Below are 21519 nucleotides of genomic sequence, written 5' to 3'. Positions count from 1 at the left end.
GGCCGCGCTGCGGGCCCGGCTGTGGCACCTGCGGGCCCGGGCCGCGCTGGCCGGCGGCGACGTGGCCGGGGCGATCCGGGCCGCCGACGCCGGGCTGCGCGAGTTCGAGGCGCACCGGGCCAGCCTCGGCGCCACCGAGCTGCGGGTGCGAAGCGGCGCCACGATCGCCGAGCTGGCCGAGTTCCGCCTCCGGCTGGCCGCCGCCCACGAGGGCCCGGCCCAGCTGCTGGCCGCCTCGCAGCGGTGCCGGGCGGCGGCGCTGTGGCTGCCGCCGGCCCGGCCCAGCGGCGATCCGGTCATCGCCCGCGGCCTGACCCTGCTGCGCCGCCTGCACGCCGACCTCGAGGCCACCCCGACCAGCGCCGCCCAGGCCGGCCGGCTCATGCAGCACCAGCACGAGCTGGAGGCCCGCATCCGGGAGCGCTCGTGGCGGGCCCAGGGCGGCGCCGTGCCGGCCACCGGCCCCCGCGACGCCGAGATGATCGCGGGGCTCGACGAGGGCACCGCGCTGGTCGACCTGGTCGCGGTCGACGGGGTGCTGCACGCGCTCGTGGTCGCCGGTGGCCGGGTCGTGCACCGCCCGCTCGGCCCGCTGCGGCCGATCGCCGACGAACTGGCCGGGCTGCGCTTCGCCCAGCGCCGGCTGGTGACCCGGCGCGGGCACCTCGAGTCCGCCGCGGCCGCCGCCGCGCACGCCGCCGAGGCGCTCAACCGGGCCCTGCTCGAGCCGCTGGCCGACCTCGTCGGCGACCGCGGCCTGGTGCTCGCCCCGCCCGCGCAGCTGCACGCGCTGCCTTGGCCGCTGCTGCCGTCCTGCCGCGGCCGGCCCGTGCGGGTGGCGCCCTCGGCGGCGACGTGGTGGCGGGCCCACCGCGCGCCCGAGCCCGACGGCCCCGCCGTCTTCGTCGGGGCGCCGCAGCCGCCGCACGCCCTCGCCGAGGTCGGGCAGATCGCGCCGTACTCCCCCGGCTCCCGCGTGCTGCGCGGCCCCGACGCCCGGGTCGCCGCCGTGCTGGCCGCCCTGGACGGGGCGCGGATCGGGCACATCGCCTGCCACGGCGACTTCCGCAGCGACAACGCGCTGTTCTCGGCGCTGCGCCTGGCCGACGGGCCGCTGACCATCTACGACCTGTCGGCCCTGCGCACCGCCCCCGGCACCCTGGTGCTGTCCGGCTGCGACACCGGCGTCGCCGCCGTACACCCGGGGGAAGAACTGCTCGGGCTCACCAGCGCGCTGCTGCAGCTGGGCACCCGGACCGTGGTGGCCAGCACCGGGCCGGTCGACGACGCGGCGACGCGCGCGCTCATGACGGACTTCCACAAGCGCCTCGCGGCCGGCGGGGGCGCCGCCACGGCCCTCGCCGCCGCCCAGCTGGCCGCGGATCCGGCGCACCGGTGCAGTACCGCCGCGTTCGTCTGTTTCGGCGCGGGCTGACCGTCCCACGTCAGCCGCCGGTCACCGCGGCCGGGGCCGCGAGCACCGTGGACCGGGCGGTGTCGGCGGTCGCGCGGGCCGCCGTCACGATGCCCACGATCGCGCCGACCAGCAGCACGAGCCCCCAGATGACGGCCACGACCGCGCACACGATGCCGGCGATCGCGTCGGTGATGCTGACCAGCACGCCGGGCACGACACCGTGCAGGAACGACACCACGATGTTGCACAGCAGCGAGGTCAGGACCAGCAGCACGAGCCCCTTGTTCTGCAGGAAGCGCTGCTGCGCGGCGACCAGCGCGCCCGCGAAGGCGAACTTCAGGAACATCAGCAGAGACAAGATCACTGATGCGGTACCGCGGGGAAAGAACCCGAACCCGATGAGGTACGCGATCGTCCCGAACGGGAACGCCAGCAGCAGCGTCACCATCAGGATCAGCTTGGCGACGGCGAGCACGAGCAGGCCCAGCGCGGCCAGGATCAGCAGGATCGCGAAGACCAGCGTCACGACCCCCTGCAGGCGCCCGTGCAGCCGCTGCGGCACGACCAGCCCGGCGGCCATGAGCGCGACGGTGAACAGGGCGCACGCGTCGACCAGGGCCAGGTACGGGATGCCGAGCCCGGACGGGCGCTCGACCTGCCCGCCGGCCGGCACCTGCAGCCCGGCCGCGCCCGCGGAGTCGGTGAGCGCCCCGCCGGCGTCGAAGCCGCCGACGATGAGGTGCTCGCCGAGCTCCACGCACACGACGAGGGCCATGGCGACGAGGGCGATGATGAAGAACGGGGTGCGCAGGCGGTCCAGCGCGGCCGGTGGCGTCATCGCCCTCACCCGCCCTTGACGAGCGTCAGGGTGCAGGTCCGCTCGCCGGCGCAGATGACGTCGATGTCGGCGCCGTCGCCGGAGACGGCGACGCTGACCGTGGCCCCGGCGTCGACGTCGCTGCGCACGAGGGTGTCCTTGCCGGGGGCCGGGGCCTGCACGGCGACGGCGCTGTCGCTGTGCAGGCGCACGTTGCGCTGGCCGGTGCCGGACTTGGCGACCTTCACGGTGCAGGTGCCGTCGTGCACCTCCAGCTTGTCCTGCACCAGGCAGGGGGCGCTGAGGTCGGCCCGGTCGGCGTCCGGCGTGCCGCCGAAGCGGTGCCCGAGCCAGCCGACGAAGCCGCCCGGGTGGGACAGGTCGGCCCGGCCACCGTTGCGGTGCGCGGTGGCGAGGACGAACAGCAGGGCGAGCAGCACGAACGCCCCGATCATGATCCGGCGCTGCATGTCACGCCACCATCTGCGCGGTGAGAACGGGGCTGAACGGGCCGATGTTGCCGAAATCGTCGACGGCGGCCACGGCCCACTGGAACTGCCCGTTGAAGGTGAGGCTGACGTAGCCGATCGGGAACCCGAAGACGTGCAGCGGCAGTTCGTAGGACTTCTGGTCCACGCGGGCCTGCATGATCGAGGCCGGCCCGCAGCCGTTCGTGGGCGGCAGGACCGGCGAGTTCACGCACACGATCGGCGAGACGTTGACGGCCCAGTGGGTGACGTAGGACTCGGCCTGGTCCCATTCGACCTTGCCCTGGAGCACCTTGATCGGGGCGTTCGGCGCGGTCTTCAGCGTCGGCGGGTTGACCTTCACGGCGACGACCAGCCCGACCGGGCTGCCCTTCTCGGCGGTGGAGTTCGCGGCGACCGTCTGCTCCAGCACCTGGTCGGCGTGCGTCGCGTCGAACTTGTGCCGGATGGTGCCGGCGGTCAGGCCGGCCTGCTTGAGCACGAAGACGGCCTGGGTCTCGTTGAGCTTGGTCACGTCGGGCACGGTGACCGGCCCGGACGCCGACGGCGAGGGCTGCACCACGAGGTCCTGGGACGTCTTGCCGCCGCCGCCGAGGGTGAGCACCAGCGTCACGGTGACGGCGGTGATCACGACCAGGCCGGCCGCGACCGCGATGATCCACCATGGGATCTTCTTCTTCTGCGGCGCGGGCGGGGCGGCGATCTCGAAGACGACCCGGTTGCTCAGCACCGAGGACTCCTCGGGCGCGGAGTCGGCGGAGTACACCCGGCCCTGTACCTCGTAGGTGCCCGGCGGCGCGGTCTGCGGCACGTGCGCCTTGACCAGGAACGTGACCGACTGGGCCGGGGCCACCCGGCGCTGCGGCTCGTCGACGGTGAACCAGGACGGGTCGGCGCCCTCGCCGGGCACCGCCTCGAAGACGACCCGGTCGACCTTGCCGCTGGGGTTGGTGACGGTGAATGTGGTCTCCCCCTGCTTCGCATCGTTGATCACGATGCGCTCCGCGGCGGTGGTGACCACCCAGTTGGTGGGCATGGACAGCTCCTATGGAAGTCAGGCCAGCTCGGCAGTGACGGCGGCGGGCTTCTCCGCCTCGACCGCGAGCCGCACGAGGTACGACTGGTCGCGCGCCGCCTCGGGGATGCGCACGACGATGTGGAACGGGCGGTCGGCCGGCTCCTCGACCGCGAAGCCGGGGACGCCGGTCAGGGTCTCCAGCAGCGCGCACAGCCCGGCCGCCGTGCCCCGCTCGCGGGCCAGGTCGCCGGCCCGGGCCGCGAGGTCGCGCTGGCGGCCGGCCGGCAGCGACCGGCCGACGTGGTCCATGGCCAGCCACCCGAGCAGGTACGGCAGGAGCCCCTCGGGCGCCCGGTACGGCGCGAAGAGGTCCTCGACCACGGCCAGCCGCGCCTCGACCGGCGCGTGCAGGCCCTCCATCACGTCCAGCAGCGCCGCGAGGGCGCCACCGGGGCCGGCCGCGTGCTGGTACACGGCCGGCAGCAGCCGCTCAATGTCCGCTCGTCGCATCCTCGCGCACCACCTCGATGTCGTGCTCCGCCGAGCAGAGCAGCCAGGTCTCCGGGATCGTCACCGGCTGGCGGGTCTCCCGCTGGGCCGCGAACGCCCAGGCGACGCCGTCGTCGCTGCGGAAGACCCCGCGCTTGGTGCCGGCCAGCGTGCGGTGCTCGGGCCCGCCGACCCCGCCGGCGGCGAGGGCCTCGACCGGCTCGAACCGGGTCCGGTCGCGCAGCGGCAGCCCGCCGTTGACCGTCGAGCCCTCCCAATGCGGGGACGCGGCCGACGTGTCCAGGCGCAGGATCCCGGCGCTCTGGGTGGCGGCGACCACGGTGCGGCCGTCGAAGTCGAGGTCCCAGCACGTGCCGCCGGTCCAGCCGGCGTTGATCCGCTCCCAGCGCACGTCGGCCTCGAACAGCCGGGCCCGGTGGCAGCCCTGCCCGGGCTTGTTCGGGTCGGCCTCGCCGGCCCCGACCCACAGCACGGTGGCCGAGCCGTCCAGCTGCACCTCGATCGCGCGGGCGTCGACGCCCTTCAGCCCGACGTGGGTGAAGGTGCCGGCGGTGCCGCCCGCCACGGAGAGGTAGACGCCCTGCTGGGCCTGGGCGGTCACCGCCACGCCGTGCACGCCGCGCTCCGACACGAAGCTGCGCACGCCGGCGAAGCCGCGGTCGGGGTCCTGGGCGTCGACGAGGATCTGCAGCGGTACCGCACCGGCCTCAGCCGGCACCTCGTAGAGCCCGGTGTCGGTGGCGCACAGCAGGGTGGCCACCCCCTCCCGGTCGATCCAGGCGATGTCGGCCACGGCCGGCTCGAGGACGGACACGAGCGTCCAGGTCTCGCCGAGGTCGTTGGAGAGCCGGATCGCCGAGCCGCCGTCGTCGGTGCGGGTCACCACGACGAGGTGCCCGGGGCGGGCCACCACGCCGGGCCGCTGCGCGTCGGGCGCGGGCGCGACGCGGCGCACCTCCTCGCCCGGGAAGCGGCCGACCGTCTCCCACCCGTCGCCGCCGTTCATGGAGCGGAACAGCAGCTCGCCGCAGCCGGCGTACCACGTGTCGCGCTGGAACCGGTCGGCCACCACGGTGCGCACGGCCGCGTCCGGCACCTCGTCGACGACGAAGCGCACGTCGTCGACGTAGCGCACGCCCGGCTCGGCCGACTCCAGCATCCGGTAGACGTTGGAGCCGCGCAGCGGCTCGCCGAACGCCCAGCCGGTCGGGTTGAGCGGCGTCGGCAGCGGGCTGATCGTCGCGTGCAGCCGGTCGTTGATGCGCCGGCGGACCGCGTCGACGTCCTCGTGCGCCCCGACGACGACCCGGGCCCGTACCGACACCGCCTTGTAGCGGGCCCAGCCGGCCACCACCCGGGTGCCCAGCGCCCGGCGGGCGTCGAGGTCGCGCTGCGCCTCCTCACGCACGTCGTCGGTCTGCACCCGCAGCATGGCGGCCAGCGGCAGCCGCCAGTCGGGCCGCGACTCCGGCCCGACATGCGGCACCAGCACCACCTCGACCTCGCCCGGCCGGGCGAAGGCCCACATCGTGCTGCGGGTGAACGCCTTGGCCCGGGCCACCGCGGCCGAGGCGGCGGTGGCCAGCAGCTCGAAGTCGCGGGCGGTGACGGCCCGGCGCAGCGCGAAGAACTCGTAGGGGCCGCGCACCAGGGCCGCGTCGGTGGTTTCCAGCGCGCGGCCGCCGGCCGCCGGCTCGCGGTTGGTGACGCTCACCCCCGGGATCGGCTCGCGCAGGGCGGTGAGGCTGCCGGCGGCGACGTTGCCGGCCGGGCCGCCGCCGGTGCGGTACCACATCCGGACCTCCCGCCCGGCCGGCGGCACCGCCGCGACCGGCGCGCCGCCCTCGTCGACCGCGGGCGCGAACGTCACCGTGCCGGTGGAGCGGTCCAGCAGGTACACCCGGGCGCCGGCCGGCACCCCGGCGAACCCGGCGACCGGCTGCCAGATCTCGAACGAACGGCCGTCGAAGTCGCGGGCCGGGGCGCCCTCGCCGGCCTCCTCGGGCGGGGTCTGCACGCCGAGCATGACGTCGATCGCCTCGGTGGTGGTGACGATCGGCGCGTGCGCGGTGCGCAGCACCTGGCCCGGGCGGCCGGTGCCGAGGCCGAGCAGCTCGGCGGCGACCGGCTCGGCGTGGTGGGCCCGGACCCGCACCTCGGTTGCGTCCTCGGCCAGCACCACGGACTCGGTGGTGACGAACACGACCGGCCGCGGGTCGGCGGTCCCGGCCGCGGCCACCCGGGTGCCGGCCGGGATGGTGAGCCGGGCCCGATCGTCGCCGGTGCGGGCGAACGTGAGCTCCGCCCAGGCCGCGGCGGGCGGGCGGCGGGTCACCCCGAGCAGGTTGAGGAACTCGACGAACGCCTTCTCCGGGAGGCGATTGAGCCGGTACAGCAACACCTCGGTCAGATGCGCGAAGGCCTCCACCAGCGTGATGCCGGGGTCGTGCACGGACAGGTCCGTCCACTCCGGACAGGTGCGGGCGATGCGCTCACGGGCGTCGCGGACGAGGTCGACGAACGAGCGGTCGTCGAGGTTGGGCACGGGCAGGGTCATGGCTGGCTCCTGTGGTCGGCCGGGCACAAGGCCTGCTTCATGAATGGGGTGGGAGCGAGGCGGAGTCCAGATTTCGTCTGCGTGCGGCCCGCGGAAGGCCGGCTACCGGGGTTGTAACCGGCCTTTCGCGGGACGCGCGCAGGCGGAATCTGGGCCCGCCGCAGCCCCGCCCCAGTCATGAAGCGGGCCTTAGATCGAGCGGGAGGTCGATGACGTCCACGGAGGCGGTGGCGCGCACCCGGTAGCGCAACCGGATGTTGAGCCGGGTCGGGACGTCGGGGTCGGCGGCCGCGTCGAGCTCGACGACGTCGGCACGCGGCTCCCACCGCTGCACGGCCTGGCGCACGTAGTGCACGGCGAGGCCCGCGGTGGTGTGGTCGTTGGGGGCGAACAGCAGCCGGTTGAGGTGGCAGCCGTACTCCGGCCGCATGAGCCGCTCCCCCGGCGTGGTCGCCAGGAGCAGCAGGAGCGCCTGTCGTACGGCACCGTCCCCGTCCACCATGGACAGTGCCCCGGCCGCGGTGACGACGGGCCCGGTGCCCGCCCCGTACCCGGCGGAACCGGCGCCGGCGAACCGGATCGCGCGCATCGGGGCGGTCATGCGTTCACCGCCACGAAGGTCTGGCCCGGCTCACGGACGGTGTAGTGCACGGTCCCGGGCACGGTGCCGTCGGTCAGCCCGTCCATATCGGACATCACGACGGCCTTGCCGCCGATGCGTACCCACGAGCTGTAGCCGCTGATCACGGCGAGCGTGGTGGTGCACGGCTTCATGGTCGGCCCGATGTTGGGGCAGGCCATGATCTTCCTGGCCTCGGGGTCGTTGTCGACGAGCACCTCGCCGCCGCCGATGCGGACCCAGTGCTGCGACGGGTTGTTGAGCACGCGGCCGTCGTGCCCGCAGCGCACGGTGGCGTCCTTCGTCACGACCTTCATGCGATTCCTCCAGGGATGCCGAGCGGGGAATGGTCGAAGTCCACCGAGGCCGCGCGGATGGTGATCCCGTGCCCGGGCGCGTCCAGCAGCAGGTCGGTCTCGGCGTGCAGGCGCAGCTGGTCCGGGGTCAGCTCCAGGTAGGAGCCGGCGTTGTTCTGCAGCCGCAGCGAGTGGTGCTCGTCGTCGACGACCACCGACTGCCCGCCGGCGGTGCGCATCGACCAGCGCCGCACCCCGCCGCCGCTCACCCCGCCGCCGTCGGGCGCCTTGGTGGTCCCGAACAGCCCGCCGAGCACGACCGCGTCGCCGGTGGCGTCGTGCGGCAGCGCCACCAGCACCGGGTCCCCGACGGCGGGCAGCACCACCAGGCCCCGCCCGGCCCCGGCGCCCGGCGTGAGCACGGACAGCCAGCCGATGTCGAGCCCGCCCTGGGCCAGCAGGCTGACCCGGATCCGCCCGCACCCGTCGGGGTCGCCGACGTCGGTGACGGCGCCGAGGCTCAGCGCGGTCGCGGCCCGCCCCGCCCGCCGCTGCGGCGGCCGGGTGGAGACGGCCGCGAGGTACCCGTCGGCGTCCACCGTGGACACCACCTCGGTCAGCACGTACGTGCCGTCCAGCGCGGCCGCCACCCCCTCGGCCCGGACCCGCTGCCCCGGCCGCAGCCCGGCGTCGCCTGCCACCACGGCGTCGAGCACCACGGTCCGCGCGGCACTGGCATCCAGCGCGGCCTGGGCGACCGCGCGCAGCTCGTCGTCGCTGCCGGCGGCCAGGTCGACCAGGGTCAGCGTGCTGCCGCCGGCCGGGCTGGGCCGCAGCTCGATGTCGCGCCCGCCGCGCGGCGCGTCCACGGTGGCGCTGAGCACGTCGGCCGAGCGCGGCCGCCAGGCCAGCGCCGCGCACCCGGTCGCGGCCCGCTCGAGGCTGGCGCTGACCTCGACCCGGTGCAGGTTGCGCCCGTACCGCAAGGGAATCGGTACCCCGCGCCCCTCGAGCGTCACCAGCCGCACCTCGTCGCCGTCGAGCACGACGTAGATCCCGACCCGCTCCAGGGTGTCGGTGAGCAGCTCGAGGTCGCGCTTCTGGTGCTGCACGACCCGCTCGAAGCGCGGCCCGCGCTCCTCGGCCGCCACCTTCATCCCCTCGCAGACCACCCCGGCCAGCTCGGCCGCGTCGAGCCGCTCGAGGCTGCGCAGCGTCTGCCGCTTGCGCAGGCGGTGCAGCCGGTCGTACGCGATCACCCGCGTCCCGGTCTCGCCGTCCCCGCCGCGCACCAGGTCCACGCCGGTGACCTCGCCATCGAACAGGTCCTCCTCGTCCCCGGCGACCCGCACCGTCAGCGGCGCGCCGAGCAGGTCGAGCGCCCGGCCCTCCGGATCGTCGAGGGTGAGCTCGCACTGGGCCGGCAGCGAGAGGCGGGCCGCGACCCGGACCGCGATGACCCGGCAGGTGTCGGGCAGCAGTGCCCCACCGGCGACCACCTCGACCGCGGGCATCATGACGCCCCTCCCGACGCGGGCACGCCCAGGACGCTGCCGGGCTGGACGTCGAGCGGGTCGGCCACGCCGTTGTGGTCGGCCAGCTCCCGCCAGCGCATGGGGCTGCCGAGGGCCTCGGCGGCGAGCAGGTCGATGCGCACCCCGGTGCGCCCGTCCGGCCCACCGGCGCCCCCGCCGACGGCCTGCACCGCCGCCGGCCGGTCGGCGTCTGGCGCCGCGATGGCCGAGTGCGCCAGCTCCTCGTCGAACGAGCGGGCGGCGCCGTCCTCGGGCTCGTCGACCCGCAGCAGCTTGAGCCGCATCCACGAGCGCCCGGGGGCCCCGGTGGCGCTGAACGCGTCGAACCGCTCGGCGATGGCCGACACCACGCCGGGCACGTTCCACGACTTGCCCCACACGAGCCGGACCAGCGGCGGGCGCACGGCCCCCCGCTCCTGGGCCGAGTTCTCGGCGAGGTTCCACAGCCGCGCGGTCAGCTGCCGTACGTCCTGCGGCGCCCCCGCCGACTCGACCAGCTCGACGTCGAACACCATGTCCAGCAGCAGCTCGGTCCGCCCGCCGCCGGTGAACCGCACCGGGTCGTCGGCCCGGCCGCGCCCGACGAGGCGGTCCCCGCCGGCCGCGGAGGCGCGGATCCCGGCGAGCCGGGTGACCTCGAACGTCTCCGGGTTGAGCAGGCAGTCGATGCGCTCGCCGGTGGCATCGACGATGAACGCTACGCGTTCCATGGCAGACCTCGCTGTTCCTCGTCCAGGTACCGATCCCGCTCCCGCGACCCCGCCCGCACCACGACCGTCCACTGCGGCGTGTCGTCGGGCAGCCGGGGCCACCGCTCCGCGCTCGCCTGTTCGTCCACTGTGGACAGCTTCACGCCGGGCCGCTCGTCCACAGTGGAGCGTGCTTCTTCCCGGCGCGGGGCGGGGCGCTCGAACCGCAGGTCGACCGGCAGCCGGCCGGAGCCGACGATCGCCGCCCGCGGCGCCGCGGCCCGGCCCGCGCCGATCTCCGTCCCCCGCCCCGGACCCGCAACGGCACCCTCCACCGGGCCGGCAACGGCACCGCGTCCGGCATCCACTTCCGCCGCGGGCGCGACAGCGCTTCCGTGACCGGGGCCGAGCACCGCTTCGAGCGCGATGCCAGGCATGACGGCCGCTGTCTCCTGACTCGGAGGCGCTGCGGGGCCCGGACCGGCCGTAGCCGCCTGTCCCGCCTCGCCGGCCGCGCCGTGACTGGCCGCCGCGTCCTGAGTGCCGACCGCGCCCGGGCTGCCGAGCGCGCCCGCCGCGGACGGCGCCGGGTTGCCGGCGGCCGTTCGGGCAGGGGGTTGCGGACCCGCCTCCTCGAGGTCGGGCAGGACCCCGCCCATCCCCGACCCCGCAGTCGCGATCGTCTCGGGCGGCGGCTGCGACCCGATCGGCGTCGTTGCCGACTCGGGTTGCGGGGCCGGCGGTCCGGCGACCGCCTTCTGGACGACCGTTTCCGCCGGCTCACGCACTACCGTCACCGGGCCTGGTGCACCCTGTTGCGCGGGCTCCGGCTCCGGCTGTGGCGCATTCGGACGCGGTCCGGGGGCCACGGGCTCCGGCTGTGAGACTTCGACCGGTTTCGGTCCATTTGCCGGCTGCTCCTCCTCGCCGGTCGCCGGCAACGGTTGCGGCTCGGCGACCGGCTCCTCGCCGGCGGGCGGCGCAACGTCCGGCCCCGCCGCCCGAGGCGGACCAGCGGGCTTGGACGCCACCCCACCGGTGCGCCGGCCCTCCAGGAGCTGGGGGGCCCGCGCCTGCACCAACGCCCGCCAATGCTCCGGCACGCCCGGAACCGCGCCCGGCTGGGCCTGATCCGGTTGGGCCGGGTCCGGCTGCGCCGGTGCGAGGGCCTGGTCCTGTCGCGTCGCCGGGTCGGGCTGGGCGGGGGCCGACGGCCCGGCCGGCCCCTGCCCAGCCCGGGTCGAGAAGGTCCGCAGCAGCGCCGACAGCGCGCTACGCAGCGGGCGCCGGGCCACTGCCGGCCTCGCGCTGCAGGCCCTCGTGGGCGAGGGACAGCGTCTCGATGGCGAGCTCCCGGCTCATGGCGTCGAGGGGCGCGCCGTACCACTCCTGCGGCCAGGCGTTGAGCAGGTTCCAGCGCAGCACCTCGGTCGAGCCGGACGAGTCCAGCAGCACGATCGAGGCGTTGCGGCGGCTGACCCGGCCCTCGACGGCCGTCATCAGCCACTCCCACAGGTCCGGCGAGCCGGTCAGGCCGAACTTCAGCGTCACCGGCGGGTAGCTGACCCGGCTCGGGATCGCGCGCACGATGCTGTTGTTGCCGGCCTCGCGGTACGAGATCCGCTCGACCTTGACACCCAGGCCGGTGACCTCCGTGAAGTGGCCCTCGACCACGTTGTTGATGAGCAGCTTGAAGTTGTACGCCCGGTAGGGGTCGACCCAGTTGCCGGGCTGGGCCGACGAGGTCGCGGGGGCGACGGGTGCGGTCATTGGTGGGCTCCCTTACTGGGCTTCGGTGCCGACGGAGGACTGGCTGAGCTTGAACACGACGAACTCGGCCGGCTTGACCGGCGCCACGCCGATGAGCGCGACGACCTGGCCGGCGTCGCGCACGTCCGGCGGGTTGGTCTCGGCGTCGCACTTGACGAAGAACGCCTGCTGCGGGGTGGCCCCCATGAGCGCGCCGTCGCGCCACACGCGGGTCAGGAACGCGCCGATGTCGCGGCGGATCGAGCGCCACAGCTGCTCGTCGTTGGGCTCGAAGACGATCCAGCGGGTGCCGTCGGCGATCGACTCCTTGAGCATGCTGAAGAGCCGGCGCACGTTGAGGTAGCGCCACTCGGAGGCCTCGGCGGCGAGCGTGCGGGCGCCCCAGACGCGGATGCCCTCGGCCGGGAAGTACCGGATGCAGTTGACCCCGGCCGGGTTGAGCAGCTCCTGCTCCTGCCGGGTGACCCGGTACGCGAGGTCGACGGCGCCGCGGACCGGCTCGTTGGCCGGCGCCTTGTGCACGCCGCGCAGGGTGTCGGTGCGGGCCCAGATGCCGGCCACGTGGCCGCTGGGCGGGGTGCTGACCACGTCGCCGCTGATCGGGTCGCGGACCACCAGCCACGGCAGGTAGAACGTGCCGTAGTCGGACTGGCGGGGGCGCAGGCCGCCGTCGTCCGGGGTGGGCGCGGCCGGCGCCTTGTCGCCCTCGGCCGCCTTCGGCTTGGCCTTCGTTCCGGCCGCGGCGACCCGGGTCAGCGGCTCGACGTCGGTGATCTCCTCCGGCGGGTCGAGGATGGCGATGCGGTCGCCCATGAGCTCACAGTGCTTGAGCAGATCCTCGTGGGACATCGGGTCGTGGTAGCCGGGCGCGGCCACGATGGCGACCTCGTCGATCGCCTCGAGCAGGGCCAGGCCGCTGCGGGTGCGGCCGGCGCCGCCGATCGGCTCGCCGGGCGCCACGTTGACGACGTAGCAGCGTCCGCCGCCGTTGTCGAAGAAGCCGTACACGGCCCGGGCCAGCGGGGTGCTCGCCGCGCCCTCGCCCGGGGCGAAGACGCGCAGGAACTCCGACCAGGAGCCGATCGCGACGGCCTCGTTGCGCCGGGCGTCCTGCGCGGGGGCCGTGCCGACGAAGCCGGCCGTGCTGGTGCCGACCGCGCCGATCGGGCGGGCGCCGCCGCTGACCTCCTCGACGTAGACGCCGGGGGATGCGTAGTGGGGCATGTCAGTCCTCTCTGAGCTCGGATGGACCGCGGTTACAACTCGCAGCGGATGACCGCGGGGCGCGGGTCGTCCGCCGGGACCTGGTGGTGGAACTGCCGCCCGCGGCCGGACAGCCGGAGCGTGACCGGCCGCCCGGCGGGCAGACCGGGCAGCGCGAAGCGCCCGGCGCCGTCGGTGTGGGTGGCGGCGAGGCCGTCGGCGGACTCGACCCGCAGGCCGGGCACCGGCACGTCGCCGGGGCCGAGGACGGTGCCGGCCACCTCGCGGACCGGCGCGTCGACCAGGCGCAGCGGCACCGTGACCCGTGGCGCGACGGCCCGCGGCCGGTCGAGGCGCACGGCCACGTCGACCTGGAAGGCCGGTCGCGGCGCCACACCGGCGGCGGCCCAGAGGCCCGGCGGGACCGGCTCGAACACGGGCGCGTACGGCCCGCCCACGCTCGCGGCCAGCACCCGGTCGAGCGAGTCGAGGTCACCCGGGTGCCCGGCGCACAGCAGGTACCGCAGCCGCAGCCGCACCGGGTTCGCCCCGGTGCCCGGCCGCAGCTCCTGCTCGGGCAGCAGGTCGAGCAGCCAGCAGTACACGTCGGCGGGATCCTCGGCGGCGGGCGGACCGGCCGCGACCGTGAGCCCGGTGCCGCCGGCCCACCGCAACAGGGTCCCGGTGGTGGCCGAGATGACTCCCTCAGGCATCGCCGCTCCTCCGTCCGCCGCGCTCGGTGCGTCGGCGGTGAGGAAGACGGCCGGGGACCGGTCGTGATACGGAGCGGAGTGTCAGCAAGCCGACCACGGATGGTGATCATCCGATCGGCCGGAGCCGCCGGGATGGCGGCACTACGCTCGACCGTGTGACGAGCAACGTCTGGGAGACCACGATCGAGTGCGCGGGCCGCACGGTGGCCGTGGACCTGTGGTTCAACGACGCGCCGCCGGACGCCGCGGCGCAGGACCGCGTCGCCCGGTTCACCGCCGACGCGGACGAGTTCGATCGAGCCGCCCGGCGGGCGATCCGCGAGGACCCGGTGCTGGGCGAGTACCTGGAGCACCACGTCGACGACCTGGGCGAGGAGCCGAGCGACGAGGAGACGTTCCTGCGGCGCCTGCATCTGGTCCGCATCGGGCTGTACCCGGGCGAACCGGACCGCTGCGCGTGCTTCGACTACACGACGGGCCGGGACGTCACCGACTGCCTCGTCGCGGTCCGCTTCGACGCCCGGGGCGCGGTCACCGGCCTCGCGATGGAGAGCTAAAGGCCTAGGGTGCGTATCAAAGTCTGTGTCGTGAACGCTGCTGTCCGCGGGATGTGTCGCGGTTCCGGCTGGGTGGTGGCGTTGGGTAGTGTCGATGTGTGACGGGGGCAGGACCACGGCGGCGGGGGCCGAACCGGACGGTGCCGTGGCGGTGCGAGGGTCCGGTGTCGGTGCTACGCCTGCCGCTGGACGTCCACGAGCCGCGGACGCGGCGGACGCTGGAGCGGGTGTTCGCGGCCGCGTTCACCGTCCGGCGGGCGGTCCAGCGTGACGCCCGGGCCCGGGTCGACGCCTACTGGGCCGCGCGTCGTGAGCGGGCTGCGGCTGGACCGGACGCGGTCCGCGGCCGGCTCGGGCTGTCCCGCAGCGGCCTGGAACACGCCGCCTACCGGCATGTGGATGGTGCGCCGCATGTGCGGCGGTATCTGACCAAGGCTCTGGCCATGCATCTGGCCGGCGGGGTGTGGGAGGCCACCGAGCGGCATCTGTTTCCCGACGCCTCTGGCCGCCGGCATGGCCGGCCCCGCCCTGGGGGCTGGTGGGAGTTCGCGACGATTCCGGGCCGGGCCCGTTCCCATACCCGCGCCCGGAAATGGGAGACGTTCCGGCTGGTGGGGAGCCTAGCGGGGCATTGCGCCGCGTTCGAGCACGCCGGCCGGCTGTGGCAGCCGCGGCGGATGCCGGCCGTGACCGCCACCGCCGCCAGTGGGAAGCCGGTGCGGTCGTGGTGGGAGCACGACGGCCCGCTCGCCATCGTGTGTACCGGCCTCGGCGGAGGTGACCTGGTCGTGCCGGTGCGGCTGCCGCAAGGCCCGGGCCGCCGGCCGGTCCTGGAGCACTACCTGGCCGACCCGAACCGCTGGCACAAGGTCGACCTGGTCCGGTACCGCGACCCGGGCGCGGCGGGTGGGTGGCGGTACGAGGCGCACCTGATGATCCTCGGGCCCGGCTACACCTCCCCCGCCGTCACCCAGCGCCGCCAGGCAGCCGCCCAACTCGAGCGGCGGGGCGGGGTGGACGTCAACGTGTCCAACCTGACCGTCGTGTCCGTCCCAACCGGCCCGGACGGCGGCTTGGCGGCCAGCCGTGTCGCCCGTACCGGCGAGCACGACGCCGTCCTGGCCGCGCAGCGGTTGCGGCAGCGGCGCCGCAACCGGGCCCTCGAACGATCCCGCCGAGCCGCCAACCCCACCCAATACCGGCTCTCACCACGCCAGCAGCGCCGCGCCGACCGCCGCCACGCCGCCGGGCTGCCACCGGTGCAGACCACCATGCCCGGCGGCCCGCGGGTCGCCAACACCGCCGGGATACCGGCCCGCGCCTACCGGCACGACACCCTGACCAACACCTACCAGCAGCTACGAGGCCGAGCCGCCGCCGACGGCGCCGCCCGCACCCGGGCCGGGCACACCCGCGCCCGGATCACCGCCGCAGCCCTGATCGCCGTCCACGGCCTCGGGCTGGTCGTCGAGGACACCGACATCCGCGCATGGGCCCGCCGGTGGGGACGCGGGATTCACGCCTTCACCCCTGGCATGCTCCTGACCGCCCTGCGCCGCGAAACCACCGCCGTCGCCGCCCACACCGGACGCGGACTTGGGCTGGTGCGGGCCGGGACCCGGCACACCGCCTGGACCCAACACTGCCTCTGCAGCCAGCGGGTCCCCAAGAGCTTGGCGGACCGCCGCCACCACTGCCCCGGCTGCGGGCTGACCGGCGACCGCGACCTCGTCGCCGCGCTGATCGGCGCGCACACCGTGCTCACCGACCCGGCCCAGCCCGGTACGGCGCGGGTCGACTGGGACGCGGCGCGGGCCACCCTCGACCGGTACGGGGTCGAGACCATCAACGGAGGGCTGCAAGGAGCCCTGACCGAGTCAACCGGAACCCACCACCCCGACCCCCACCACACCGGTGGACGGCCGCGGCGGCCGCAGCCCACCACCGGCCAACACGGCCGGTGGCAGGGCGCTCGGCGAACCTTCGGGACAAGCCCTCGACAACCCCGGATGAGCCCCACCACCACACCAGTGGGCCGGACCACGCCGGAACGACGAGACGCACACCCCGGACTGTCCATCAAGCCCGGCATTACGACCGGACTTCGACACAGACCTTAGTCCAGCGACGCCAGCAGGGCCTGCAGCTCGTCGGCCTGCGGCGCGCGCAGCCGGTCGTAGCCGGCCCAGGCCTGGGTCCAGTACCAGCGGGCGGCGCTGCGGTCGCCGGCCGCGGCGGCCAGCTCGCCCAGCCGCTGCCGGGCCCGGGCCTGCTCGAAGCGGCTGCCCGAGCGGGCCGCGGCGGCGATCGCCTTGGTGAAGGCCGCGGCGGCGCGGGCCGGGTCGCCGCCGCCCTGGTGCAGCTCGCCGAGCGCGTTGTACGTCATCGCCGCGTCCATGCGCAGGTCGAGCCGGTCGAACGTGTCCAGCGCACGGGTCAGCGACTCGGCGGCGGCGACGGTCCGGTGCAGCGCCGCCTCGGCCAGGCCGATGCCGCGCCGGGTGATGGCCGCGTTGCGCTCGGCCCCCTCGTCCACGTAGAAGTCCAGCGCCGGGCGCATCCAGCCCAGGAACTGCTCGTAGTCGCCCTCGTCGTAGCGCAGCCAGGCCAGGCTGATCCGGGCCGTGTGCAGCCCGTGCCGGTCGCCCTCGGCGGCGAAGAGCTGCTCCGCGAGGGTGAAGTGCCGCTCGGCCCCGGCCCGGTCGCCCTGCTCCTGATGGGCCAGGCCGAGGTTCGTGGCGGTCATCGCCTCTGCCCGCCGGTCGCCGCGGCGGCGGGCCGCGGCCAGGGCCGCCTCGTGCGTGCCGGTCCACGGCCGCCAGCGCTTGGTGAGGAAGTAGAAGCCGCGCAGGGTGTAGGCCAGCTGCCAGCACACGTCGTCGAGGCCGGCCGCCCCCGCGGCGACGCAGACCCGGGCCAGGTTGCGCTGCTCGGCGGTGAGCCAGGCGAGCGCGTCGTCGTAGCCGTCCAGCTGCGGCAGCGACCATTCCCGGCCGAGCAGGTCCAGCGGCACCCGGTAGCGGTGCGGGGTGATCCGGCGGTCGGCCTGGTCGGCGGCGCGCAGGAAGTAGTCGGCGAGGCGGCGCAGCGGCTCCGGGTCCAGGTCCGAGTCCTGTTGGCGGGCGAAGACGGCGACGAGGTCGTGGAACCGGTACCGCCCCGGGCCGGACTCGGCGATGAGGTGCCGGTCGGCGAGCTGGCGCAGGTGCCGGCGGGCATCGCCGACGGGCAGGTCGGCCAGGGCCGCGGCGGCGTGCCCGTCGAAGGACCCGTCGAGGTGCACGGCGAGCAGGCCGAACAGCCGGCGCACCGGGTCGGGCAGGTCGTGCAGCGACACCCGGAACGAGGCGGCCACCGACCGGTCGTCGTCCTCCAGCTCGCTCAACCGGTCACACTCCTCGGTCAGGCCGGCGGCCAGCTCCGCCAGCGAGCGGTCGGCCGTGGCCCGGTAGCGGGCGGCGGCGATGCGGATCGCGAGCGGCAGCCGCCCGCACAGCTCGACCACCCGTAGCAGGACCGGGTCGGCCGCGTCCAGGTGGTCCCCGGCGCCGGCGACGGCGAGGAAAAGCGCGGCGGCGTCGTCCTCGCCGAGCACGTCGAGCGGCAGCACGAGGGCGTCGTCGAGCGCGGGCAGCCGCCGCCGGCTGGTGACGATGGCCGCGCAGCCGCCGGGCCGGGGCAGCGCCGCGCGGACCTGGCCGGCGTCGCGGGCGTTGTCGAGCACCAGCAGGATGCGCCGCCCGTCCAGCAGGTCCTGGTAGAACGCGGCCAGCTCGCCCGGCTCGGACGGGATCCGCTCGGCGTCCACGCGCAGGCGCCGGACCAGGCGGTCGAGCGTCTGGGTGGGGCTGAGCGCGGCGTGCTCCTCGGCGTACCCGTGCAGGTCGAGGAAGATGACGCCGTCGGGGAACGCGCCCTGCAGCTCGTGCGCGGCCCGCACGGCCAGCGCGGTCTTGCCGGCCCCGCCCATGCCGTAGATGGCGCACAGCGACCGCCCGCCCGGCCCGCCGATGGCGTCGGCGACCAGGCGCAGCTCCTGCTCGCGGTCGGTGAAGTGCGGGTCGGGGCGCGGCAGCCCGGAGATCGGCGGCTCGGCCGGCCCTGCGGCGGGCGGTGCGGCGCCGAGGGCGCGCCGGTGTGCCGCGGCGAGCTCGGCCCCCGGCTCCAGCCCCTGCTCGTCGCGGAGGCGCTCGCCGGCCAGCCGGTACACCGCGCCCGCCTCGTCGCGCCGGCCGAGCGCCGTGAGCGCGTCGATGAGCAGCGCCGCGGCCCCCTCGCGGACCGGACCGGCGGCCACCTCGTCCTGCAGCAGCTCGACCACGACCGGGTAGCGCCGCTGCTGCGCCTCGATCCCGGCGAGCATCTCCAGCGCGGCCCGCCGCCGGTCGTCCATCTGCCGGCGCAGCGGCTCGAGCCGGTCGCCGACGTCGGCCAGCGGCGGGCCCTCCCACAGGCCCAGCGCCTCGCGCAGCAGCGCCGCCGCCGCGGCCGGGTTGCCCTGGTCCCGCGCGACCCGGGCGGCGCCGGCCAGCCGCCGGAAGCGGTGCCAGTCGACCGCCTCGGGGTCGACCCGCAGCCGGTACCCGGGCCGGCGGGTCTCCAGCTCCCCGCCGGTGCCCCCGGCGGCAAGGGTGCGCCGCAGCGTGGACAGGTAGTGGTAGGCGCTGTCCCGGGTGGCGCCGCCCGGCCCGCCCCACACCGCCGAGATGATCTCGTCGAGGCTGGCCCCGCCCTCCCCGCGCATCAGCAGCAGCGCCAGCAGGGCGCGCGCGGTCGCGCCGGTGACGTCGACGGGCCCGTCGGCGCCGAAGACCCGCACCGGGCCCAGCAGCCGGAAGCGGACCGCGGAGTCGGGCATTGTCCACATGTACCGCATCTGCTCACGCGGACGCGAGATGTCGATATTCAGATCACTTTCAGATCCCACTCAGACGCCTTACCGCAGGCCCCGGAGACAGTCGAGCGGACGGCGGCGTCTACAGGGGGGATACCGATGGAACAGCACGTCCTCGTCGAGCTCAATGCGGCCGGTCTCACGGTCACGGTCTCCGGTGAACCGGGCGCGGTGGCGGTCTTCGTCGACGCGGTGCGGCGCGGCCGGCCGGCCCCGGCCCCGGCGCGCCCGACCGGATGGGCCCGGCTGACCAGCCAGGAGGCGGCCGTGGCCACCCTGGCCGGCCGGGCACTGACCAATCAGCAGATCGCCCATCGCCTGCACATCTCCACCCACACGGTCAACTACCACCTGCGTCAGATCTTCCGGAAGCTGGAGATCGACTCCCGCGTCCGGCTGGCCACGCTGGCCCAGCCCAACGCTCACTGACGGACCGCTGCCTCAGGGCGCGGCCGGCTGGGCGTGCAGCAGGTCCGCGCTCGGGGCGAAGAAGAGCGAGCCGGTCACCGGGGTGGAGAAGTCCAGGATGCGGTCGTGCCGAGCGGGTGGGGCGCCCAGGAACATCCGCTCGAGCATCCGCTCGGTGACCGCCGGGGTGCGGGCGTACCCGATGAAGTACGTGCCGAACTCGCCGCGGCCGACCTCGCCGAAGGGCATGTTGTCGCGCAGGATCCGGTGCTTCGTGCCGTCCGCGTCGACGATCGTGGTCAGGGCCACGTGCGAGTCGGTGGCCTTGGCCGCGTCCGGGATCTCGACGTCGGACAGCTTGCGGCGGCCGATGGCCTGCTCCTGGGCTTCCACCGGCAGCGCGTTCCAGGCGTCGAGGTTGTGCAGGTACTTCTGGACCGTCACATAGCTGCCGCCGGCGAAGCGCTGGTCCTCGGCGCCGATCAGCACGGCGGCGCCGGCGACCGGGCCGACCGGGTTCTCGGTGCCGTCGACGAAGCCCAGCAGGTCGCGGATGTCGAAGTACTTGAACCCGTGCACCTCGTCGCGGACCGTCACCGCGCCGCGCAGCCGGTCCATGATCTCGGCGCCGAGCGCGAAGCACAGGTCGGGCCGCTGGGCCCGCACGTGGAACAGCAGGTCGCCCGGGGTGGCCACGGCCGTGTGGACCGGCCCGGTCAGTTCCCGGAAGGGGCGCAGCCCGGCCGGCCGCGGCCCGGCGAAGAGCCGGTCCCAGGCGTCGGACCCGATCCCGGCGACGCAGCTGAGCCGGCCGTCCTGGTCCCGGAAGCCGACGGCGCGCTGCAGCCCGGCCAGGTCCGCCAGCAGGTCCCGCACCCGCGGCTCGCCGCCCGCGTCGATCGTCGCCACCAGGAACAGCGCCGCCCGGGTCAGCGGGCTCAGCACCGCCTGCGGCGTCACCTGCGCGCCCACCCGTTCACCTCCCCGCTCGTCGGCCCGCGGTTGCTACCCGGCCCGGGCCGGGATATTCGCGTAGCGTCGCGGGCCATGACGCTCGGGAGCTGCTGCGCCTGGGACGACGAACCGGACCAGATCACGAGCTGCTGCGCGCCGCCCTTCGCTCAGCGCAGCACGCGCAGGGCGACGGAGAATGACGCGGGCTCGGCGGCCAGCACGTACCGCGGCAGCACGCCCGGCCCGCAGGCGGCGCTGCCCAGCCCGTGATGGGCGTGGTCCAGGTGCAGGTGGACACGGTCGGACCGGACCAGGCCGGTGGCGTGCCGGGCGGCGTCCAGGGCCGCGGTCGACCAGGGGCGGGCGGTGAAGCCGATGCGACGGCGCTCGACCCGCAGCCCGGTGCCGTCCGGCGCGGTGAGGCACACCCACCGGGCGTCGGCGCGGTTGCCGTTCGCCTGCGGGCAGACGCACGGCGTGTCTCCTGCGGGCACGCAGGGTGTGGCCGGGCCGTCCACGGTGGACGCGCCACGGCGTGTCTCCTGCGGGCACGCAGGGCGTGGCCAGGCCGTCCACGGTGGACGCGCCACGGCGTGTCTCCTGCGGGCACGCAGGGCGTGGCCAGGCCGTCCACGGTGGACGCGAGGCCCGCACTCCCACCGCACGGGTCAGCGCCCGGTGACGCGCTCCGGCTCGATGGTGAGCAGGAGCCGGATCTGGTCGCGCCCGCCGAACCACGGGTAGGGCCCGCCGAGGTACCGATGGGCGAGCTTCTCGATGTGCTCGACCGCGCCCTCCTCGGTCATGCCGATGACCCGCCCGCGCACCTGGAAGTACCGCCGCGGCTCGTCGGAGTCGCCGATCGCCACGGCCACCCGCGGGTCGCGCTCGATGTTGCGCACCTTCTGGTGCCCGCGCACGGTGTTGATCAGCACATGCTCACCGTCGGTGTCCACCCAGGTCTGGGTGATCTGCGGCGACCCGTCGGGCATGAGCGTCGTGAGATAGCAGAGACTCGGTCGTTCCAGCAGCTGCAGCAGTACCTCGGGAAGATCCACGACCGCAGGCTATATC

The 21519-nt window shown here is 75.3% G+C and carries 21 protein-coding genes; 4 read left to right on the top strand and 17 right to left on the bottom strand.

Going from position 1 to position 21519, the window contains the following annotated elements:
- A partial coding sequence (locus ABD352_RS56445; protein WP_344620969.1) for a CHAT domain-containing protein occupies nt 1-1435 on the top strand: 1435 nt, incomplete at its 5' end.
- 10 nt (nt 1436-1445) lie between these two features.
- Here ABD352_RS56445 and ABD352_RS56440 read toward each other — a convergent pair.
- The 13 genes from ABD352_RS56440 to ABD352_RS56380 form a co-directional block, all read right to left on the bottom strand.
- A complete protein-coding gene (locus ABD352_RS56440; protein WP_344620968.1) occupies nt 1446-2255 on the bottom strand; it encodes a hypothetical protein in 810 nt (269 codons plus the stop codon).
- Nucleotides 2256-2260: 5 nt separating this feature from the next.
- Complete coding sequence (locus ABD352_RS56435; RefSeq protein ID WP_344620967.1) at nt 2261-2704, bottom strand: hypothetical protein; 444 nt, start codon at nt 2702-2704, stop codon at nt 2261-2263.
- Nucleotide 2705: 1 nt separating this feature from the next.
- Nucleotides 2706-3758, bottom strand: coding sequence for a PASTA domain-containing protein (locus ABD352_RS56430; RefSeq protein ID WP_344620966.1), 1053 nt, complete (start codon nt 3756-3758; stop codon nt 2706-2708).
- Between the two features lie 18 nt (nt 3759-3776).
- A complete protein-coding gene (locus tag ABD352_RS56425) occupies nt 3777-4250 on the bottom strand; it encodes a phage tail protein (RefSeq protein ID WP_344620965.1) in 474 nt (157 codons plus the stop codon).
- Nucleotides 4231-6807 (bottom strand): putative baseplate assembly protein, encoded by a 2577-nt coding sequence (locus ABD352_RS56420; protein ID WP_344620964.1) that lies wholly within the window; start codon nt 6805-6807, stop codon nt 4231-4233. Before ABD352_RS56420 ends, ABD352_RS56425 begins: the two co-directional genes overlap by 20 nt.
- Nucleotides 6808-6982: 175 nt before the next feature.
- Nucleotides 6983-7408: a GPW/gp25 family protein gene (locus ABD352_RS56415; protein WP_344620963.1), complete on the bottom strand. Its 426-nt coding sequence runs from the start codon at nt 7406-7408 to the stop codon at nt 6983-6985.
- Nucleotides 7405-7743, bottom strand: a complete 339-nt coding sequence (locus ABD352_RS56410) for a hypothetical protein (RefSeq protein ID WP_344620962.1) — start codon at nt 7741-7743, stop codon at nt 7405-7407. Before ABD352_RS56410 ends, ABD352_RS56415 begins: the two co-directional genes overlap by 4 nt.
- Nucleotides 7740-9239, bottom strand: a complete 1500-nt coding sequence (locus tag ABD352_RS56405) for a phage baseplate assembly protein V (RefSeq protein WP_344620961.1) — start codon at nt 9237-9239, stop codon at nt 7740-7742. Before ABD352_RS56405 ends, ABD352_RS56410 begins: the two co-directional genes overlap by 4 nt.
- The gene (locus tag ABD352_RS56400; protein ID WP_344620960.1) at nt 9236-9967 is read right to left on the bottom strand and encodes a CIS tube protein; all 732 of its coding nucleotides are present in this window, start codon (nt 9965-9967) and stop codon (nt 9236-9238) included. The genes ABD352_RS56405 and ABD352_RS56400 overlap by 4 nt, the downstream gene beginning before the upstream one ends.
- Nucleotides 9955-10281, bottom strand: a complete 327-nt coding sequence (locus ABD352_RS56395) for a hypothetical protein (protein WP_344620959.1) — start codon at nt 10279-10281, stop codon at nt 9955-9957. The genes ABD352_RS56400 and ABD352_RS56395 overlap by 13 nt, the downstream gene beginning before the upstream one ends.
- A gap of 937 nt (nt 10282-11218) precedes the next feature.
- Nucleotides 11219-11716, bottom strand: a complete 498-nt coding sequence (locus ABD352_RS56390) for a phage tail protein (RefSeq protein WP_344620958.1) — start codon at nt 11714-11716, stop codon at nt 11219-11221.
- A gap of 12 nt (nt 11717-11728) precedes the next feature.
- Nucleotides 11729-12940: a phage tail sheath family protein gene (locus tag ABD352_RS56385; protein ID WP_344620957.1), complete on the bottom strand. Its 1212-nt coding sequence runs from the start codon at nt 12938-12940 to the stop codon at nt 11729-11731.
- Nucleotides 12941-12972: 32 nt separating this feature from the next.
- The gene (locus ABD352_RS56380; RefSeq protein WP_344620956.1) at nt 12973-13632 is read right to left on the bottom strand and encodes a carboxypeptidase-like regulatory domain-containing protein; all 660 of its coding nucleotides are present in this window, start codon (nt 13630-13632) and stop codon (nt 12973-12975) included.
- Between the two features lie 155 nt (nt 13633-13787).
- Here ABD352_RS56380 and ABD352_RS56375 point away from each other — a divergent pair, with 155 nt between their 5' ends.
- Together ABD352_RS56375 and ABD352_RS56370 are read left to right on the top strand one after the other, a co-directional pair.
- Complete coding sequence (locus ABD352_RS56375; protein ID WP_344620955.1) at nt 13788-14189, top strand: DUF2004 domain-containing protein; 402 nt, start codon at nt 13788-13790, stop codon at nt 14187-14189.
- Between the two features lie 164 nt (nt 14190-14353).
- Nucleotides 14354-16309 carry a hypothetical protein gene (locus ABD352_RS56370; RefSeq protein WP_344620954.1) on the top strand — a complete coding sequence of 652 codons (1956 nt, stop codon included), beginning with the start codon at nt 14354-14356 and terminating at the stop codon, nt 16307-16309.
- Here the strand turns inward: ABD352_RS56370 and ABD352_RS56365 are convergent.
- Nucleotides 16306-19047, bottom strand: coding sequence for an AfsR/SARP family transcriptional regulator (locus ABD352_RS56365; protein ID WP_344620953.1), 2742 nt, complete (start codon nt 19045-19047; stop codon nt 16306-16308). The genes ABD352_RS56370 and ABD352_RS56365 overlap by 4 nt on opposite strands.
- A 135-nt stretch (nt 19048-19182) precedes the next feature.
- Here ABD352_RS56365 and ABD352_RS56360 point away from each other — a divergent pair, with 135 nt between their 5' ends.
- Nucleotides 19183-19512 carry a response regulator transcription factor gene (locus ABD352_RS56360; RefSeq protein ID WP_344620952.1) on the top strand — a complete coding sequence of 110 codons (330 nt, stop codon included), beginning with the start codon at nt 19183-19185 and terminating at the stop codon, nt 19510-19512.
- A gap of 12 nt (nt 19513-19524) precedes the next feature.
- Here ABD352_RS56360 and ABD352_RS56355 read toward each other — a convergent pair whose 3' ends face one another.
- The 3 genes from ABD352_RS56355 to ABD352_RS56345 form a co-directional block, all read right to left on the bottom strand.
- Complete coding sequence (locus ABD352_RS56355) at nt 19525-20463, bottom strand: Dyp-type peroxidase (RefSeq protein ID WP_344620951.1); 939 nt, start codon at nt 20461-20463, stop codon at nt 19525-19527.
- A 149-nt stretch (nt 20464-20612) separates the two neighbouring features.
- Nucleotides 20613-20939, bottom strand: coding sequence for a beta-galactosidase small subunit-related protein (locus ABD352_RS56350; protein WP_344620950.1), 327 nt, complete (start codon nt 20937-20939; stop codon nt 20613-20615).
- Between the two features lie 174 nt (nt 20940-21113).
- A complete protein-coding gene (locus ABD352_RS56345; protein ID WP_344620949.1) occupies nt 21114-21503 on the bottom strand; it encodes a PPOX class F420-dependent oxidoreductase in 390 nt (129 codons plus the stop codon).
- Between the last annotated feature and the right edge of the window lie 16 nt (nt 21504-21519).

The organism is Dactylosporangium salmoneum (assembly GCF_039532525.1).
GTDB lineage: Bacteria > Actinomycetota > Actinomycetes > Mycobacteriales > Micromonosporaceae > Dactylosporangium > Dactylosporangium salmoneum.
This window is presented reverse-complemented; position numbering and strand designations above follow the sequence as displayed.